Source organism: Sulfurospirillum deleyianum DSM 6946 (assembly GCF_000024885.1).
GTDB classification, from domain to species: Bacteria; Campylobacterota; Campylobacteria; order Campylobacterales; family Sulfurospirillaceae; genus Sulfurospirillum; species Sulfurospirillum deleyianum.
In genome coordinates, this window is record NC_013512.1 from 1,712,887 (window position 1) to 1,732,360 (window position 19,474).

General features: G+C 39.6%; 15 protein-coding genes. 11 read left to right on the plus strand and 4 right to left on the minus strand.

What is annotated here, in order from left to right; all coding sequences use genetic code 11:
* Nucleotides 1-35: 35 nt before the first annotated feature.
* The 6 genes from SDEL_RS08555 (at nucleotide 36) to SDEL_RS08580 (ending at nucleotide 8,284) form a co-directional block, all read left to right on the plus strand.
* Nucleotides 36-2,570: a [protein-PII] uridylyltransferase family protein gene (locus SDEL_RS08555; RefSeq protein WP_012857453.1), complete on the plus strand. Its 2,535-nt coding sequence runs from the start codon at nucleotides 36-38 to the stop codon at nucleotides 2,568-2,570.
* Nucleotides 2,571-2,583: 13 nt separating this feature from the next.
* Nucleotides 2,584-4,395, plus strand: coding sequence for a glutamine--fructose-6-phosphate transaminase (isomerizing) (glmS, locus tag SDEL_RS08560; RefSeq protein ID WP_012857454.1), 1,812 nt, complete (start codon nucleotides 2,584-2,586; stop codon nucleotides 4,393-4,395).
* Nucleotides 4,395-5,276 (plus strand): radical SAM/SPASM domain-containing protein, encoded by an 882-nt coding sequence (locus SDEL_RS08565; protein WP_012857455.1) that lies wholly within the window; start codon nucleotides 4,395-4,397, stop codon nucleotides 5,274-5,276. The genes glmS and SDEL_RS08565 overlap by 1 nt, the downstream gene beginning before the upstream one ends.
* Nucleotides 5,276-5,650, plus strand: a complete 375-nt coding sequence (locus SDEL_RS08570; RefSeq protein WP_012857456.1) for an HIT family protein — start codon at nucleotides 5,276-5,278, stop codon at nucleotides 5,648-5,650. The genes SDEL_RS08565 and SDEL_RS08570 overlap by 1 nt, the downstream gene beginning before the upstream one ends.
* A gap of 72 nt (nucleotides 5,651-5,722) precedes the next feature.
* Nucleotides 5,723-7,030, plus strand: coding sequence for a M99 family carboxypeptidase catalytic domain-containing protein (locus SDEL_RS08575; RefSeq protein ID WP_012857457.1), 1,308 nt, complete (start codon nucleotides 5,723-5,725; stop codon nucleotides 7,028-7,030).
* Between the two features lie 21 nt (nucleotides 7,031-7,051).
* Complete coding sequence (locus SDEL_RS08580; protein WP_012857458.1) at nucleotides 7,052-8,284, plus strand: EAL and HDOD domain-containing protein; 1,233 nt, start codon at nucleotides 7,052-7,054, stop codon at nucleotides 8,282-8,284.
* Between the two features lie 29 nt (nucleotides 8,285-8,313).
* Here SDEL_RS08580 and SDEL_RS08585 read toward each other — a convergent pair whose 3' ends face one another.
* Genes SDEL_RS08585 through SDEL_RS08595 form a run of 3 tightly spaced genes read right to left on the minus strand, consistent with a single transcriptional unit; the run spans nucleotide 8,314 to nucleotide 11,151 of the window.
* Nucleotides 8,314-9,225 (minus strand): AEC family transporter, encoded by a 912-nt coding sequence (locus tag SDEL_RS08585; protein WP_012857459.1) that lies wholly within the window; start codon nucleotides 9,223-9,225, stop codon nucleotides 8,314-8,316.
* Nucleotides 9,226-9,227: 2 nt separating this feature from the next.
* Entirely contained in the window at nucleotides 9,228-9,587 is a 360-nt protein-coding gene (locus SDEL_RS08590; protein ID WP_012857460.1) for an SUI1 family translation initiation factor, read from the minus strand.
* Entirely contained in the window at nucleotides 9,556-11,151 is a 1,596-nt protein-coding gene (locus tag SDEL_RS08595; protein WP_012857461.1) for an ABC-F family ATP-binding cassette domain-containing protein, read from the minus strand. The genes SDEL_RS08590 and SDEL_RS08595 overlap by 32 nt, the downstream gene beginning before the upstream one ends.
* A gap of 138 nt (nucleotides 11,152-11,289) precedes the next feature.
* Between SDEL_RS08595 and SDEL_RS08600 the strand changes: the two genes are divergently transcribed.
* From SDEL_RS08600 to SDEL_RS08615, 4 genes are all read left to right on the plus strand, one after another.
* The gene (locus SDEL_RS08600; RefSeq protein WP_012857462.1) at nucleotides 11,290-13,578 is read left to right on the plus strand and encodes a bifunctional diguanylate cyclase/phosphodiesterase; all 2,289 of its coding nucleotides are present in this window, start codon (nucleotides 11,290-11,292) and stop codon (nucleotides 13,576-13,578) included.
* A gap of 110 nt (nucleotides 13,579-13,688) precedes the next feature.
* The gene (locus SDEL_RS08605; protein WP_012857463.1) at nucleotides 13,689-16,223 is read left to right on the plus strand and encodes a glycosyltransferase family 2 protein; all 2,535 of its coding nucleotides are present in this window, start codon (nucleotides 13,689-13,691) and stop codon (nucleotides 16,221-16,223) included.
* A gap of 151 nt (nucleotides 16,224-16,374) precedes the next feature.
* Nucleotides 16,375-18,111, plus strand: coding sequence for an aldehyde ferredoxin oxidoreductase C-terminal domain-containing protein (locus SDEL_RS08610; protein ID WP_012857464.1), 1,737 nt, complete (start codon nucleotides 16,375-16,377; stop codon nucleotides 18,109-18,111).
* Nucleotides 18,111-18,338 (plus strand): MoaD/ThiS family protein, encoded by a 228-nt coding sequence (locus SDEL_RS08615; protein ID WP_012857465.1) that lies wholly within the window; start codon nucleotides 18,111-18,113, stop codon nucleotides 18,336-18,338. The genes SDEL_RS08610 and SDEL_RS08615 overlap by 1 nt, the downstream gene beginning before the upstream one ends.
* Here the strand turns inward: SDEL_RS08615 and SDEL_RS08620 are convergent.
* Nucleotides 18,335-18,610, minus strand: a complete 276-nt coding sequence (locus tag SDEL_RS08620; protein WP_012857466.1) for a MoaD/ThiS family protein — start codon at nucleotides 18,608-18,610, stop codon at nucleotides 18,335-18,337. The two genes, SDEL_RS08615 and SDEL_RS08620, sit on opposite strands and share 4 nt — an antisense overlap.
* Before the next feature lie 60 nt (nucleotides 18,611-18,670).
* Here SDEL_RS08620 and SDEL_RS08625 point away from each other — a divergent pair, with 60 nt between their 5' ends.
* On the plus strand, nucleotides 18,671-19,465 hold the full coding sequence (locus SDEL_RS08625; RefSeq protein ID WP_012857467.1) for a HesA/MoeB/ThiF family protein: 795 nt from the start codon (nucleotides 18,671-18,673) through the stop codon (nucleotides 19,463-19,465).
* Nucleotides 19,466-19,474: the final 9 nt, after the last annotated feature.

Below are 19,474 nucleotides of genomic sequence, written 5' to 3' on the forward strand. Positions count from 1 at the left end.
ATTATAACGCACTCCAATGAAATTAGGAAAAGCGCATGGAAATTGAAGAGATAATTGAAGATTTAATCGAAAAAAATGCCAGTGATTTTGAAATATCCAAAGTGATTAAAGAGCATATTAAAACCTATTTAAGCTCTTTAAATGAGATTTTTGTAGAAAATCAAGGCAAAGACTTTCTCGTCAAACATACTAAAAAAATTGACCAATTTATGCTCATTATCTATAAATATACCCTACGCAAATACTTCGGTAATTACATGCCTTTTGCCAACGCTATTCCTGTGGTACTTGTGGGAATGGGAAGTTATGGAAGAGAAGAGTTATGCGTTTACTCTGACATTGATTTAATGGTGGTTTACAAAGCCATTCCAGGGTACAACATCGAACCACTCATCCAATCCATGCTCTACTTAGCGTGGGATGCGGGGATGAAACTAGGACACCGAACACATAAACTTGAAGAATTAGTCACAGCAAGCAATCAAGACCTAACCATCAAAACCGCCATGCTTGAATCGCGTTTTTTATGTGGCTCCAAAATCTTATGGATGGAGACGGAGCGAGAACTGCTGAAGCTTCACAAAACCGATAAAGGCGATAAAAAAGAGATTATCCTGCAAATTATCGCCGCCAATGAGGCACGCAGAGCCAAACACCCCATGAGCATGGAACCCAACATTAAAGAAGGCGTGGGTGGGCTTAGAGATGCCCATGCTCTTTTTTGGATTTGTAAAATTCTTTTTGGAAGTATTCGCATTAAAGATAGAGTGCCTGAAATTATTAACGAAGAGGAGTATAAAGAGTTTCGAAGTGCCTTAGAGTTTCTCTACCGTGTGCGCTCAGCACTTCATCTCAGTGCGAAAAAGAAGCAAGATATTTTAAACCTTGAGTACATCCCCGATGTCGCGACAAAACTGGGCTTTGAAAATAAGATTTTGAAAAATGCCCATATGCAACTCGCCTCTCGAACCCTTGCTTCCATGCACACCGTAGATGTTACATGTAAAATCTTTATGCGCAAACTCACTGCCTCACTGTTTTTATATCCTAACTGCCTTAATGCGCTTAAAAAAGGACGCATACACAAAGGACTTTATGTTGCCAATCACACGGTATATGCTTCGCTGAAAAACCCAGCGCCTAAACTCTCACTCGTGCTAGAGCAACTCCAATGCTTTGATGATGCCTCTTTAGATTTTGATATCAGTTATGTACATTACATCAAAAACGCCATCTATCCGCCACACAATACACCTAAAACCTATAAACAGTTTTACGCTCTTTTGTTTCAACCCAACGTCTATGCCCTCTTTAACCTTTTGTATGAAGCCTCGTTATTGCCTCAGCTCATTAAACCTTTCCGCCAGATTTTAAACCTTGCTCAGTTTGATGGGTATCATAAATTGCCTGTGGATATTCACTCCTTACATACCTTGTACCATTTGGAAAATATTCAAGATGATTTCATTAAAGCGCTTTTTGATGACCTCTGTCCTGAAGGTCGTGCCATGCTCAAACTGGTCGCTTTTTTACACGATGTGGGCAAAGGCAGAAAAGAAGACCACAGTGAACTAGGAGCAAAAATTTTTAGAGCGTATGCCTCAAAATTGCATTTCCCCGAAAAAGCGATTGAGATGGGCTCTCTCATTATCAAGTACCATACCCTCATGAGTAACACAGCGTATCGAGAGGACATTTACAGTGAAAAGGTCGTCCTTTCGTTTATCTCAAAGCTACAAAACCCTCAAGCGCTTAAATTGCTCTACATTCTCACCTATGCCGATATGAACGCAGTCAATAACAATATTTATTCAGGATTTATCGCCAAACTGCTGCGTGAATTTTACCAATACAGCATGGAGATGTTTGAAAAAGAGGAACTGATTGATGAAACGACCAAACGCCTACGCAAAGAGGCGAGTCTTAAAAAAAGTCCAGAGTTTTTGGAACTTTCTAAACCTTTGCAAAAACGTATTCTATCGATTCCTTCCAATTTTTTCTTTTTAAAACTCAAACCCAGTGAAATTATCTCTATCGCCCAACAAACCGATGAAACCTCCATGGATTTTTACCACTACACCATCCGCAACGAAGATCATTTAAGCATTCAAGTCATTCGAGGACTTGAATTTAACATTGGCTACCTTTTAGGCAAACTCTCCTACTTAGACCTCGTCCAAATGGATATTTACAAACTCTTTGATGGCAAGAAATATTTTCAAATTGATTTTAATGAAAAGGTCGATGAGAGCGATATAGCCTACATCAAAGAGCTGTTGGAAAACTCGTTTGACATGAGCAAACGCACGGTACTCAAAAAACCTGTGATTTTAAAAGGTGAGATGAGTATTGATTTTGACCACTCCAAATCTTACGCTTTGATGCAACTCAAAACGAAAAACCAACAAGGGCTTATGGCGTACATGATGAGCATTTTTGATGAGCATGGCATTGATATTGCTATGGCAAAAATTCAGACCATTAAAAACCGAACCCGAAACCTGCTTTTAATTGAAAAAACAGCCCGTTTATGCGACAATGGGCAAAACATTTTAGACTATTTTTATTAAGAAGGTAACCATTATGTGTGGAATTGTGGGCTATATTGGCACAAAAGAAAAACGTGATTTTCTCATTCACGGACTTAAAGAACTTGAATACCGAGGGTATGATTCAGCAGGCATTGCTGTCTTAAAAGAAGGAGAAATTAGCTCCTTTAAAGCCACAGGAAAACTCTCCAATTTAGACCATAAAACTGAAAATTTCAGTTCATCAGGCTTTGGTCTTGGCATTGGGCATACCAGATGGGCGACCCACGGTAAACCCACAGAAGCCAATGCCCATCCTCATTGGGGTGAATTTTCATACATCATTCACAATGGCATTATCGAAAACTATAAAGAGATCAAAGATGAACTTCTCAAAGAGGGAATCACATTTCTAAGCCAAACCGATACCGAAGTAGCGGTGCATCTTTTTGAGAAAAATGTCCGTGAATTGGGAGATTGTTTTAAGGCATTTGAGAAAACCATCGCCTCTTTGCATGGAGCGTATGCTATTTTACTCATTACCAAAAAAGCACCTGATGTTATCTTTTTTGCAAAAAATGCCGTCCCCCTTTTACTAGGGAGAAGCCCTGAGCATGAAGTCTATTTTAGCTCTTCAGATGCCCCTTTAATTGGGCATGTCAATGAGGTTGTCTATTTGGAAGATGGGGAGTATGGTTGGGTCGAAAAAAATGCCATTACCCTGATTAAAAACAACACAAAACAACACCTTGATTTTAAACCACTCACCCACGATAAACTCAGTGCCCAAAAAGATGGTTATCGCTACTTTATGGAGAAAGAGATTTACGAGCAATCTATCGTTGTGGGCGAAACCTTAATGGGACGTATCAAAGAAAATACCATTGTTCTTGATGAACTCTCGCATATTGATTTTAGCGCTATTGATGCGATTAAAATCTGCGCATGCGGTACCAGTTACCATGCAGCCCTTAGTGCGTGTTACATGTTTGAACGCCTCTCAAAAATTCGCACTAATGTAGAAATCGCCAGTGAATTTCGCTATAAAGAGCCTTTACTCGACCCTAAAACGCTTTTTATCGTTATCTCCCAAAGTGGCGAAACCGCCGATACGCTTGAAGCACTCAAAATGGCAAAAAGAGGCGGTATGCCAACGCTTGCTATCTGTAACGTCGATAACTCTTCGATTGTTCGCACTGCTGATGCGACGATTCTTACACGTGCAGGCATTGAAAAAGGCGTTGCCAGTACCAAAGCATTTGCGACACAAGTTATTACGCTGTGGCTTCTTAGCCTTTATGTCGCTCAAATTAAAGAGTGTATCGCACCGGAGCGATTGAATGAAGAGATTAGTGCGCTTTTAAAAATTCCTTTAGTACTCAAAGTCAATGAGCAAACCCACGAAAAAATTCGCCGTCTCTCTAAACGCTACTTGCATGGACACGGTTTCTTTTTTATCGGAAGAGACCTCTTCTATCCTTTAGCCCTAGAAGGAGCGTTGAAGCTCAAAGAGATTAGCTACCTTCATGCTGAGGGGTATCCAGCAGGAGAGATGAAACACGGACCGATCGCCCTTGCCGATAGTGAACTTTTCACCATTGCGCTCATGCCTAAAAACCTTCTCTACGACAAAATGAAAAGTAACGTCGAAGAGTTAGGGGCAAGGGATTCAACCCTTTTAATCATTAGTCCAGAACCTTTTGATTTGGCCGATGATTTTATTAAAACCAATGCGCATACACACATGATGGGTGAGTTTTTTGAGATGATGCTCATTACCCAGCTCTTAGCGCTAGAAATCTCCATCCGTTTAGGCAATGATGTAGACATGCCACGTAACCTTGCCAAAAGCGTTACCGTAGAATAATGTCACACTCTTTTTTTCGTGTTTATGTCGAATTAACCAATATTTGTGGGTTGAAGTGTAGCTTCTGCCCACCCAAAATTCTTCCCACGCAAACAATGTCCCTTCCCTTTTTTGAACACATTTTAGGTGAACTTAAACCCTATACCAAAGAGATTGCTTATCATGTGGCAGGGGATTCATTGGCGCTTTCTAACGTGGAAGCGTATTTAGATCGCACCCACGCATACGGTTTTAAAGTCATCCTGACCACGAGTGGTTATTTTTTGAAAAACCATTCGCTCACAACTTTATTCCATCCAGCGATTAAACAAATTAACATCTCGCTTAACAGTTTTAATAAAAACAGTATGCCGCTCTCTTTTGAAGACTATATGAAGCCTATTTTAGAGCTCTGCCATGCGAAACAAAAGGAGAATAAATCTCTGTTTATTAACCTTCGTTTATGGAACAGAGATGAAAACAACAGCGACCAAGCCTTTAATGAGATGCTTTTTAGCTATCTGGAAAATGCCTTTAAAACCCCTTTACATGTAAAGCAGATTCAAGAAGAGAAACCTCGCTCTATCAGACTTCAAGAAAAAGTACGTCTGCATTTTGATGACTATTTTGAGTGGCCTTCTCTTCACTCCGCTCACCACTCAGATGGAAAGTGTTTAGGGCTCTCTTCTCATTTTGGGATTCTCTCCAATGGAGCGGTTGTTCCTTGTTGCTTGGATAAAGATGGCGTGGTTGTTTTGGGCGATTTACATGTAAACTCTCTAGCCTCCATTTTAGAGGCTCCTCGCACACGTGCTATCATTGAAGGGTTTAAAGCAAACAAAGCCACAGAGCCTCTTTGTCAAAAATGTACCTATAAAAACCGTTTTAATGAGGAAAAGTAATGTCAACAAAACTCTATGAAAATCCATTTTTTTATGTCGAAAAAGAGGAGTCCACGATTCCGTGGGTCAAAATTTTTACACAAAAGCCCTATAAAGAGTTAAGCGACTGTGATGCCACAACGCAACACCAAATGCTACAAGCGATGCTCTGTACCGAAGAAATCATGAGAGCCTATTACCATCCTACCAAAATTAATATCGCTATGTTTGGCAATTATCTGCCCCATCTGCATATTCATGTGATGGCACGTTTTATGGAAGATTCACATTTCCCTGAGTCGATGTGGGGCATTCAACAAAGAGAATCAGCCATTAAACTCCCTAATTTTGAAGATTTTGCAACACTTTTGAGCAAAAAGTTATCGAACCTCTAAGCTTTTGGGTAAAATTTAATCTCTCATTTGCTAAGCTTTAGCCTTAAAATTAATTTAAAACAAAGATTCTGAATGAAAAAACGCTCGTTTGCCTTATTTTTATTACTCTGTGCCAGTTCTACGTTTAGCGCCGATTTGCACTACTCTCTCATCAAAAAAGAGAGTGGTAAAACCAATGAAAGTACCCTGCTAGTTATAGGAGGCATTCACGGCGATGAACCTGGTGGCTACTTTGCGCCCATGCTATTAGCCAAACACTATACCATTCAAAAAGGCAACGTTTGGATCGTTCCTAATCTTAATTTTGATAGCATCGTCAAAAACAGACGTGGCACCTATGGTGATATGAACCGTAAATTTGCCAAAATTGAAACAAAAGATAAAGATTTTGAAATTGTCTCTGACATCAAAAAACTGATTCTTGATCCCAAAGTTGATTTAACTCTCAATCTCCATGATGGACAAGGGTTTTACCGTGCAAAAAACATTGACAAAAATTTTAACCCCAAAGCGTGGGGACAGGCAACCATCATTGACCAACAAAAGATTCCGGATGCCAAATACGGCAATCTTGCGGAAATTGCGAAAAAAGTCAATCAAGAAACCAATGTTGATTTAATCGAAGATGTGCATGAATTTAACGTTAAAAACACGAACACCAAAGATAAAGATAAGGCGATGCAACAAAGCCTGACCTATTTTTCGATCACCAATAATAAACCTGCATTTGCGATTGAAACGAGTAAAAATATTACCGATCTTTCGCATAAAGTCTTTTATCAACTGAAAACCATTGAAAAATTTATGAAAGTCATGAACATCGAATTTACACGTTCATTTGAATTAGAAGAAAAAGTCATTGAAGAGCTTTTGAAGGATGTGGGGATGTTAGAAATTCCTCCGACAAAAATCATGCTCAATCTCTCAACGCTAAAGCCTTCTATCCGCTTTTTCCCCATTAACAAAGCAGATTTTCATTACCACAGTGAAAATCCTTTGGTGGCCATCATTCACGATAAAAATGAGTATAAAATCATGAATGGCAATAAACTCATTTCAACGCTAAAAGCCGATATGATGGAGTTTGATAACTCTTTAAATGAGATTAATCTCCTCCTAGATGGAAAAAAATCAACCGCAAAAGTGGGAACGCTGATTCAAGCACGTGAACATTTCGAAATTGCCCCCATTCAAGGATACCGTATCAATATTATTGGGTATTCCAAAGAGGGTGTACTCAGTGAAGAAGGCATCAAAGTGGAGCCTAGTGTCCTGATGAAGTCCTATGCGATTGACAAAGAAGAGACCACCTATATGGTACACTTTTACAAAGATAAAAAGTTCTGTGGTATGGTCAATATTCAGTTTATTCAACATTAAACCGTTTTACAAAGGGGCATCGTGAGTACCTACATCGGAAGACAACCTATCTTCGATAAAGAGGGTGAATGTCTAGCTTATGAATTATTGTATCGTTCGTGTGAATTAAGCAACGTTGCAACCTTTAAAGATAACGCAAAAGCAACGGCTAGAGTCATTGTTAATCTCATTCATACCATAGGATTTCGCTCCATCATAGGCACCAAAAAGGGATACATCAATCTTGATGAATCCATGCTCTTTAGTGATGCCCTTTTACTCTTGCCTCCAGAATCTTTTGGATTTGAAATTTTAGAATACACAAAAATCTCCAATGAACTGATTGAAAAAGTGGCAGAACTTCATGCGAAAGGCTACACCTTCTCCTTAGATGATTTTGATTGCAGTGAGAAGATGTTTGAAACGTACACGCCTTTATTCCCTTATATAAAACTGATTAAAGTAGATATTCAGGCTATTGGCGTAGAAAATCTTGCCCCTGCTCTTGCCAAACTCTCTTTACATGCCATCCCTTTATTGGCAGAGAAAATTGAGACTCACGAAGAGTATATGAGCTGCTTAAACTACCCCTTCCACTTTTTTCAAGGTTATTTTTTTGAAAAACCTGTCATTTTAAGTGGAAAAAAAATCGAACCTAGCACACTCAACGCACTCCACCTGATTCAATGCATGCAAACCAATGATGATATCGCCTTTGTCACCCACAAATTTTCTACGTGTCCAGACCTTGTCTATAACCTTTTACGCCATGTCAATTCAGGAGCATATCACTTTAAAACAAAAATCACCTCTATTCAACAGATGATTACCCTCTTAGGTCCCAAAAGAATTCTCTCATGGCTAGGACTTTTTTTATACGGAACTCCCCATGAACGCCCTTTTGGAGTAGAAATCTACAACAATGCCAAATTTAGAGCTAAAGCCATGGAAGAGTTAGCTCTTTGTTGCCAACACTCTGAACTTTCACACAAAGCCTTTTTGATTGGAAGTCTTTCCTTAATTGATACCTACCTGAGTATTCCAATGCTTGAATTTTTGAACCATGCCCATTTGGACGATGAGATTAAAACGGCACTGCTTTTTAAAGAGGGTTTTTTAGGAAATCTCTTGCACATTGCGGTGGAGATGAACCATAGCACCAACATCAAAGAGAGCCTGAAGAGGATGGAAAAGACACCGTGTTTTACAGTGGATCAACTTTATGAGACCTGCCAAAAAGCACTCTTATTTGTGGAAGAAACCGCATACGAATAATCTTTACATGTAAAGATAAAATGCCTCTTTTAAAGTAAAGGGGTAATGAGTAAAAGTGTGCCCATACACGCTAAGGTTTGCAAGGTAATAATCGAAGCCATTAACGCAACATCTCCACCCAATTCTCGCGCTAAAATGTACGCAGATGTTGCGGTCGGCATCGCCGCAAACACAACACCAATGCTCAAACTCATACCCTCTAAACCAAACAAAAGCCCTAAGCCATACGCCAATAGAGGAAATAAAACTAGTTTAGCCACACTAGAGACAACCAACTCTTTTTTCGCATGTTTAAGATATTTAAGCTCTAAGCCAACCCCCACAGATAAAAGCCCCATAGGAAGTGCTGCATGACTTAAAACCGCAATGCCTTTTAAAACAAACAGTGGCATTGGATTGCCTAAAAAATTTAAAAAACCACCCATCACACACGCACCAATCAATGGATTTTTTACAATGGTTTTCAAAAATCCACGAAATGAGAACTTCCCTTCGCGTATATAAAAAGCAAAAACACCTATGCACAAAACATTGATAAACGGAATAGCAAACGCCATAACAATCGCTGCTAGAACCAACCCTTCTTCATGGTAGATGGCATTTACTAACGCTAAAAAAACATAGGTATTAAAGCGAATACCCCCTTGAACGATGGAAGTGAACGCTTTTCTTTCAAAATGCAAAAAAAGATTGAGCAGAATTAAGATGAGTAAAATAAGAAAAACACCACCCAGAGAGCTCATCACAAGATTGAACGTATAACGAAGATCAATCTTTGCGACGCTTAGCTCATACACTAGGAGCGAGGGCATAAGAACATAATAGGTAAACCTATCCATTTTCGGCCAAAAATCTACCGATGGAAATGCCATATGTTTAAAGACATATCCTGTAAAAATAATCAAACAAATCGGTAAGAGCGCATTTAAAATATAAGGCATTCTTATCCTTTAAAACGAAATCCCTCATCTTGCAGAAAGGTTTTAAGTTTTTCACGGCATTCACCTTGAAACTCTAACCACTCTTCTTTACATGTACCGCCACTGCCCAATTTTTTCTTAAGCAAAGAACAGAGTTTTAAAAGTACCTCTTTTTCAAGAAAAAAAGGACCGGCAATCGAAACAGGTTTTCCCTGTCGTTTTTCCATTTTAAGCACCAAAAGATGTTTTGCAGGCACTTTTATCTCAAGAGGCGAAGAAGAGGTTTTTCCCTCTTCAAACTGCCAAGCACTATCGTTGTCTAAAGCACTTCCTAGCGTAAACGGAGCGTCTTTAGCGGCCATAGGTCTCTCTAAAAGCTTCATAATCGCCTTTAAAATCTGTCATTGTGCCATCAGGATGTAACTCGATAATGCGATTAGCAAAGGCATCAATCAGTTCTCTATCGTGGGTCACACAAATCACATTGCCTGAAAATTTAAACAATCCCTCACCTAAAGCAATAATCGCTTCCAAATCAAGATGGTTATTCGGCTCATCAAGAACTAAAAAGTTTCCTTTTTCCAACATCATTTTTGAAAGCCCAATACGGTGTTTTTCCCCACCGCTAAGCTGACTCACACTTTTTTTCTGCTCTTCTCCAGAAAAAAGCATACGCCCTAAACATTTTCGAATTTCATCCAAATCTTTCTTTGCATCATACTGCTGTAACCATTCAAAAAGTTGTAAATCACCACTAATCATATCGGTCGTGTTTTGAGGAAAATAGCTAGGAATAATCGTCGCTCCCCACTTTACGCTACCCGCATCTTTTTCCAACTGCTCCATCAAAATATTACACAGCGTTGTCTTACCCACACCGTTATGTCCAATTAAAGCAATTTTATCGCCTTTTTCAACTTTAAAGCTGATATTATGAAGCACCTTCTGATCGCCATAGCTCTTCTCAATGCCTTCAACATCTAGCACTTCATTGCCAATGTCACGTCCTGCACGAAACACAATACTCGGATCACGTCTGGAAGAGGTTTGAATATCTGCGATATCCAGTTTTTCCAAACGCTTTTGACGAGAAGTTGCCTGTTTGGCTTTAGACGCATTAGCGGAGAAGCGGCGCACAAACGCTTCAAGTTCTTCTTTCTCTTTAAGCTTCTTGTCTCTGTCCATCTCTTGTTGCTTAGCAATGAGATTTGCCGCTAAATACCACTCATCATAGTTGCCTGTAAATTCACGAATCTTTTTAAAATCCACATCTAAAATGTTGGTCACAACCGCATTTAAAAAGTGTCTATCGTGGGAGATAACCACCATGGTTCCCTCATGGCGAATGAGTTGCTCTTCTAGCCATGAAATCGCTTCCAAATCGAGGTTGTTGGTTGGCTCATCCAAAAAGAGGACATCAGGTTTTGGGTAAAGCACTTGCGCTAGCAAAATTTTAAACTTATCGCCACCGGTTAGTTCACTCATCAAACTCTCATGCATGGAGACAGGAAAGCCTAAAGAGGCAAGAATTTTTTCAATATTCACATCCACTTCATACGTTGGGTCTTCTTCTGCACAAATAATCTCTAATTCCGCCAAACGGTCATTGACTTTTTCATCATTAAAATCACCCGTAACATACAAGTGCTCTTTTTCTTTAATGGCGTCATACAAACGCTTATTGCCATACATAACGGCATCTTTTAACGTGTAATCCTCAAAAGCGTATTGATTTTGTCCTAAAACGCCCACACGTAAGCCATTTTCAATCGAAAGATTGCCACTGGTTGGCTCTATCTGACGGGATAAAATCTTTAAAAACGTTGTCTTTCCAGCACCATTTGCGCCAATAAGACCATAACGCTTCCCTTTGTCCAATTTTAAATTGATATTTTCAAACAATAATTGATGCGAAAAACGCATCGTCAAGTTATTCACTTCAACCATAAACTCTCTCTTTAGTTTTTTCAAAGATTATAGCCAATAGGTGCTTTTATAAGCCTTGTATTCTCTTATAATTCATCTTTTTTTTAGTCAAAAAAATGCTACAATGCTTCTGGAAACCTTTTTATTTAAAGGAGATTCGTGGCAATTATCAAAAAAAATATTTGGTTTATTTTTTACGTTTTATGCGTAACTGCCACCTTCTTATTTGGTGTGCTTTGCTATGTTACATGGCAAAATACCTCCCAAAAGTATCAAGCTTCCCAAGAGAATATTGTCGAACTGATGGCGAACGCCACACACTCTTTGTTTGATACCCACGAACGACTCATTGATATTTTAGGCTCAGCTATCCTAGAGCATATAGATGATAAAAACCCTAAAATTGCCATTGACAAACACGCACAATCCCTACTTCAAAATCCTGAGATGGTTGCCCTAGGTGTCACAACACCACAAGGAGATTTTATCTACGCAAGTTCTGATGATAATCCCAAAAATATACCCAATCTCCTTGCCCTTCCAGAAACACGAGACTCTTTCATTCAAGCATTGGCATCTCATGGCATGGTTTTTGGACGCACCTATTTTTCACCCCCTTTACAAAAATGGGGTATGCCCATTCGTAAAACGATTCGCAATGAAGCAGGTGAAGCACAATTTGTTATTACCACGGTACTGAAACATACCAGCACCTTTGATGCGCTTTTAACCACGTTAAAACACCGTCACTATCTTAATCTCTCGGTGATAAGAGACCATGACTTCCATTACCAATACCATTCCAATGGGCATAAAGATTACGAAAAAGTTTACAACACGCCTTTTCCTCAATCAACCCTCGAAAAACTTTTTACAACCATTTTTGATCGCTATGGTATCACCCCTAGGGAGCTCAAAGAGAACCAACTTTTAGTCTCTTCTGTATACCAAGAAGGAAAAAAAGGCTACTACCTTGCTTCATTAAAATATAATCACACCTACCATCTCTGGACACTTTCTCAAACACCGCTTAGCGTTATCGTGAAAGATTTTACTCAAAAAGTTTCTCTTTATTTTCTAATTTTTGTAGCGATTGGTAGTATTTTCTTTTACCTCTTCCGTCTTATTGCCAAAGCAGAAGAGAAACGCCATGCTGATTTAATCGAACAAGCAACCCATGACCCACTGACCTTACTTCCTAATCGCCACTTTTTACATCAAAACATCCACCAATGGATTTATCCTAAGGCCCCCATGTTTAGTCTTTTATATATTGATATGGATTATTTCAAAAATATCAATGATAGTTTTGGGCACCATTTAGGCGATGAAGTTCTCATTGACATTGCCAAACGACTCGCACAGATAGCCCCCAAAGATTCTTTAATCGTACGGCATGGAGGCGATGAGTTTCTTCTTTTAACGCATATGTATGAACATCACGAACTGTTGAGCTTCGCCTCACACCTCATCGAGTCTCTTTCTCAACCTTATGAAATTCACCAGTTTCACTTTACTATTGGTGCGAGTGTGGGCATTGCCCGCTATCCTGAGCATGGAGAAACCCTTGATGCTTTACTTCGAGCCTCCGATATTGCCATGTACACCTCCAAAAAAATTAAAAACAGTGCCCATATTTTTGCCAATGAGATGCAAGAGGGCTTTTTAAAAAATATCACCATGGAGCAAGAACTTAGAAAAGCCATCAAAAATAATGAACTTTTTATGGTTTACCAACCGCAAGTCGATACACAAGGAAACGTTTTTGGCGTTGAAGCTTTGGTACGATGGAACAGCACAGCTTTTGGAAAACTCGTACCTCCAGACCAATTTATTCCTTTGGCCGAGGCGACAGGATTAATGCCTAAATTAGGTCGTCTGATTTTTGAAACCGCTTGCTATGATATTGCTGCGCTTGAGCAAGAACTCAAACGAAGTTTACAAATTTCCTTAAATGTTTCCGTGCGTCAATTTATGGATCCCCTATTTTTGGAAGATTTGTTAAATATATTGGATAAAACAGACTTACATACGCTCAATATCACACTAGAAGTCACGGAAAATCTTTTTATTGAAGAGTTACACTATATAGTGCCTCTCTTAGAAAAAATCAAATCCTTAGGCATTCAGATTTCTATGGATGATTTTGGTACAGGCTACTCGTCTTTAAGTATGTTGCGCCAACTGCCTATTGATGAGCTTAAAATTGATAAAAGCTTTGTCTATACCATTGATAAAGATGAAACATCCGCTAAAATGGTGCAAAACATCATTACCATCGGTAAAAACCTCAATATGCACATCTTAGCAGAAGGCGTTGAAACCCAAGAACAAAAAGAGCTTTTAACAGCTTTTGGATGTGATCGTTTTCAAGGATACTATTTCTCAAAACCCTTAAATAAAGAGGCGTTATTAGCATTTCTTAAAAGTTCAGCTTTTTACATGTAAAGATTGATACCTCATTTTTTAAACAAAATTGTTGTAAAATCATTCGATTTTTGCGACTATTTTCAAACATCCGTCACACAAAATCTACCATATCCTTTCGGAGCACTCGATTGAAATACTTTAAATATGTCCTACTTTCAATGATTTTAAGCTCTCTTGTACACGTTTTTTTATGGACAAGAGGTGGCGATAAAATCGTTACATCTCCTCAAATTGGAGACAAGATAGAATCCCTCTCTTACACACCATATCGGGGCTTTGAAAAAGCACCTAAAAGCGATGAAGAGATTGCGCAAGATATGAAAACCGTTGAAAATATTGCACGTAAAGTCAGAACTTACGCCATTGATGATGCCAAACGGGTTTTGAGCAATGTGGACGATACCAAGCTTAAAGTTGATATTGGACTATGGCTTTCAGGCGATAAAGGAGCAAACGAATATGAAATGGAGAAGCTTTTTGAATTAACCAAATTTTATTATCCTCGCATTGCTTCTATCATTGTAGGAAACGAGGTACTTTTACGTGCTGATTTAACACCTGAAGAGCTGATGGAGTACATCGACCGTGTTTCCAAACGTACCCGTATTCCTGTCACCACAGCAGAAGTTCAACATGTCTGGCTTACCAATAAAGAATTGGCTAACCATGTTGATTTTATCAATGTCCATATTCTTCCTTACTGGGAGAAAATCCCTATAGAGCAAACCCTTGCTTTTGCCAAAGAAAAATACGACGCCATCGCTGAGATGTATCCTAAAAAGCCCATTACTATCGGGGAGTTTGGTTGGCCTAGCAGTGGATACAACAACGAAAAAGCTGAAGCCACACTCACCAACCAAATTGCTGCTATTACAGGCTTTTTGGAAATGGCACGTGAACTGAAATGGAGTTATAACATCGTTGAAGCATTTGATCAGCCATGGAAAGGGGTTCATGAGGGAAGTGTAGGACCATACTGGGGGCTTTTTGATATTAACAAACAACCTAAATTTCACTTTGTCAAGCAGACGATTTTAAATCCTCTCTGGCGCTATCAAATGGCAGCCTCTGTTTTCTTTGGTCTGCTCCTCACTTTCTTTGGACTTCGCAACCAACGGGTCAACTTTGCTCATGCGCTTACCTATGGTTTTGCAGCGCAAGCGATGGGCTTTGGTATTGCTATGGCAGCCACCTATCCGTTTATTTACTACATGAATTTTGGTATGTGGGTCATGTGGACCATGGGAATTTTTCTAATGATTCCTTTGGTGATTATCACCCTTGCAAAGATTAATGAACTCTTTAAATGTACCCTAGGCATTGCTCCTAAACGCTTAGCTCCTCTGAATCTCAAATCGGATCATGTTCCTTTTGTCTCTATTCATGTTCCCGCCTATAAAGAACAACCTCATGTTCTTATTGAGACCCTAGATTCACTTGCAAAACTTAAATACACCAATTACGAAGTTTTAGTGGTCATTAACAACACACCTGAGGAGTTTTACTGGAAGCCGATTGAAGAGCATTGTGCAAAACTAGGTGAAAAATTTGTCTTTTTAAACATTACATGTAAAGGGTTTAAAGCAGGTGCGCTCAACGAAGCACTTAAATACACCCATGAAAAAGCAGAAATTTTAGCGGTCATTGACGCAGATTATGTTGTGGGTGATAACTGGCTGATTGATTTGGTTCCTTTGTTTGATGACCCAAAAGTTGCCCTTGTTCAAGCGCCGCAAGACCACAGAGATGGCAATGAATCACTGATAAAACAAGCCATGAATGCCGAATATGCAGGATTTTTTGATATCGGAATGGTGGAGCGAAATGAAGAAAATGCCATTGTAGCGCATGGAACGATGCTTATGGCACGCCTTTCCGCTATGCATGAAGTGGGCGATTGGACAACCTATACCATCGTGGAAGATTCCGAGCTGGGTCTTCGTCTTTTTGAGGCAGGATACACCGCACACTACACGAACAGGCGCTATGGCTGGGGATTATTACCTGACACTGTGGAAGCCTTCCGAACACAACGCCATCGCTGGGCATACGGAGCTATTCAAATTTTAAAACGTCATTGGCGTCATTTTATGCCTTCATCCAAAACGTTAACGCCCTACCAAAAATATCATTTTGTAGCGGGTTGGTTCTTCTGGCTCTCCGATGCCTTTGGTGCTATGACCGCATTTTTAAATATTTTTTGGGTTCCCTTTATTATTTTTGTAGGCGTCACCATCCCAACGCTTCCTTTAACACTACCGATTGTCGTCGCCTTTTTGGTCAACATTTTACATGCCTTTATTTTGTATCGCACACGGGTTAAAATGGGCATTAAAGAGACTGTTTTAAGTGCGATTGCCTCTATGAGTTTGCAGTTGGTTATCTTTAAAGCCGTCTATGATGGATTTGTTAAAGATGGTCTTCCTTTTAAACGAACTGAAAAAGGTGGCAATACTAAAAAAACCAATACCAATCCCATCCGTCATGAGATGATTTTAGCAAGTTTGCTGACCATCGCCTTTTTTGCGCTCTATTTCACCAACTTTACACGCATTACAGAGATTTATGTTTTTGCCTTTACGTTGCTGATTCAAAGTATCCCTTATTACTCAGCGATTATCTTACGTATTATCGAGCTTCAATCCCTTAAACCTAAAAAGTAGTGGCTATCGCCACTGCTTTTCAATGCAGGTGTGTAAAAAAAGATATGCCCAAAAAGCATATTTTTGTTTCACTCTCTTTCATTGACTTCGCTATTTTCATGCTATACACTTCTTATATCATGGGTTTATAACCAAAATATAAGGAGTTAAAATGGCAGATTTAATCTATCGTGTCAATATGACCAATCTTAGCTTTAAAATCGAAGAAGTGCCAGCAGAATGGCTAGGTCTTGGTGGTCGAGCCTTAACCTCAACCATTGTTGCCAAAGAAGTTGATCCTGAGTGTCACCCTTTAGGACCTAATAATAAACTCGTTTTTGCACCAGGACTACTCTCAGGAACCAGCGCCTCTAACTCAGGTCGTAACTCCTGTGGGGCGAAAAGCCCTTTAACCGGTGGTATTAAAGAATCAAACGTGGGTGGTACGAGTGCTGGTATTATGTCAAAGCTTGGCGTTAAAGCGTTGATTATTGAAGGCTTGCCTAAAAATGAAGAGATGTTTTACCAATTACATGTAACCAAAAATAACGTTGAATTTATTGAGGTTCCTGAGCTTGTTGGACTTGATAACTACGCTGTATTGGATGCGATGGCAGCAAAATATGACAAGAAAGTAGCGGTGATGACCATCGGTCGCGTGGGTGAAATGCGTATGAATCTTGCCAATATCTCCGTTAAAGACCCTAGTGGAAAACTCAGAAGTCACGGACGTGGAGGGCTTGGTGCCGTTATGGGTTCGAAAAAGATTAAATGTATCACCGTTGATGCAGAAAACTACAAAGAAGTGACTATCGCTGATCCTGAAAAATTTAAAGAAGCGAGTAAAATCTTTACCAAAGCGCTTCAAGAAAATCCTATCAGCGGTCAAGGGCTCCCTGCATTTGGAACCAATGTCCTTGTCAATATCCTCAATGAAGCAGGTGGTCTTCCTACCCGTAACTTTAGAGCGGGAAATTGGGAATTTGCTGAAAATATCTCTGGTGAAACGATGGCAGAAAACATCAAAGCACGAGGTGGAAAAACAACACACGGTTGTCACGCAGGTTGTGTCATTCAATGTTCACAAGTCTATAACGACAAAGATGGCAACTACCTCACTTCAGGATTTGAGTACGAAACCATTTGGGCACTGGGTGCTAACTTTGGCATTAAAGATTTAGATTTAATCGCCAAAATGGATGGCTTGATGGATGATTTAGGCGTAGATTCTATCGAAGCAAGTGTTACATTAGGTCTGGCGGTTGATGCGGGAATTTTAGCCTATGGCGATGGCGAAAAAGCCTACGAGCTCTTATCGAAAGATTTACCCAATGGAACCCCCATAGGTCGCATCATTGGCAGTGGGACACATATTCTTGGTAAAATTTATGGTTTGGTGCGTGTTCCAACCGTTAAAGGACAAGGTATTCCTGCGTATGAACCCCGTGCCGTTAAAGGTCAAGGCATCACCTATGCGACTTCCACGATGGGAGCAGATCACACTTCAGGATATGCTGTTGCTACGAACATTCTTAAGAGTGGTGGGTATGTTGATCCGCTTAAAAAAGAGGGACAAGTTGAACTTTCTCGAAACCTTCAAATTGCAACCGCAGCGGTTGATAGTACAGGTATGTGTATCTTCGTTGCCTTCCCAGCCCTTGATGATCCAAAATGTCTCCCTGCCTTAGTCGATATGATTAACGCACGTTTTGGCGCTAAGCTTACGATTGATGATGTCGTCAATTTAGGTAAGACTATCCTTAAAAGAGAACATGAATTTAATATCAAAGCAGGTCTTAACAGCGCTGAGGATAGGCTACCTGAGTTTATGAAATACGAAACCCTTCCTCCGCACAATGTGGTTTGGGATTTTACAGGAGAAGAGATTGATGCATTCTGGAATTTTTAATGCACATTGTTGTTAAACTCTTTGCGCAATACCGTGAGGGGCGATTTAAAGCTGAAGAGAGAGAATACAAAGAAAATACCTCTGCACAAGAGGTGATTGATACACTCCATCTTGAGAGTGTCTCTCCTTTGGGTGTTTTAATGGTCAACGGAAGACATGTTGATGTGAACTACATTTTACAAGAGGGTGATACCATTGCCCTCTTCCCAAAAGTAGGTGGGGGTTAATGCTCTTTAAGACCAGAGAGTAACCTGTATGAACCAGGTGTTCCTGGAGGTAAAAGAGCCACTCTATCTCCTTCTTTAAGCAGTGTCTCTTTCGATGTAACCGTATGATTTAAAAAAACGGCTTCCACCTCATTTTGCTCAAGCCCCAAAGAATCAATCAAATCACAAATGCGTGTTTGTTCATTGATACGCCACTGCGCATCCAAATAGGGAATCCCCTTTTGTTTGAGTTTCTCACGTAAAAATGAAAAAGCATTGAGTATAATGTACATGGTTATCCTCTCTTAAGAGACTAAAATTAGAGGTATAGTATAACGTATGCAGGAGAGATTATGCAGTGTTTAGAATTTTTACGTACTCACCTTATTGAGGGTTTTTTACCACTTCAAACCAGTTTTGAAGCCATGAAACACTTTACATGTAACTTTCGTGATGTTGAGCAATGCGCTCTTGAAAACAACATTTTGCCGTTACGATACAAGCGAAATCAAAAAACATTCTCAACGCAAGATCAATATACCCTTTTTAAAGCTAAAGTGCTGATTGTAGGGTGTGGAGGATTGGGTGGATTTGTCAGTGAAATGCTCGCACGCATTGGTGTAGGAGAGCTTATTTTGTGCGATGGAGACGTTTTTGAAGAGCACAATCTCAACCGCCAAAACTTTTCATCCATTAAAACACTCGGACGCAACAAAGCCGAGGTACTCAAAGAAAAACTTGAAGAGATAAATCCAGCGTTACATGTAAAAACAAAAACAACCTTTTTACGCCTTCCAGAAGAGCGTGAACTGCTAGAAAAAGTCGATGTGATTGTCGATGCGTTAGACAATCCCAACCTTAAATGCCTTCTTGCTTTATGTGCACAAGCCATCAATAAACCTTTTGTTCATGCCGCTATTGGTGGATATTACAGCCAATTTGCAACCCAAACAACCTTAGAGCATCTCTACGCTCAAGAAGGCGATGGTATAGAGACGCAATTAGGCAATCCTTCGTTTACGGTCTGCTTTGCTGCCTCAATTCAAAGCGTAGAAGTGGTAAAATTACTTTTAAAGAAACCTCACTTAACACACTTTTTAATGGGAGATTTATGGGAATATGAAATGACCCATCTTTCATTACGCTAACATCAGTAA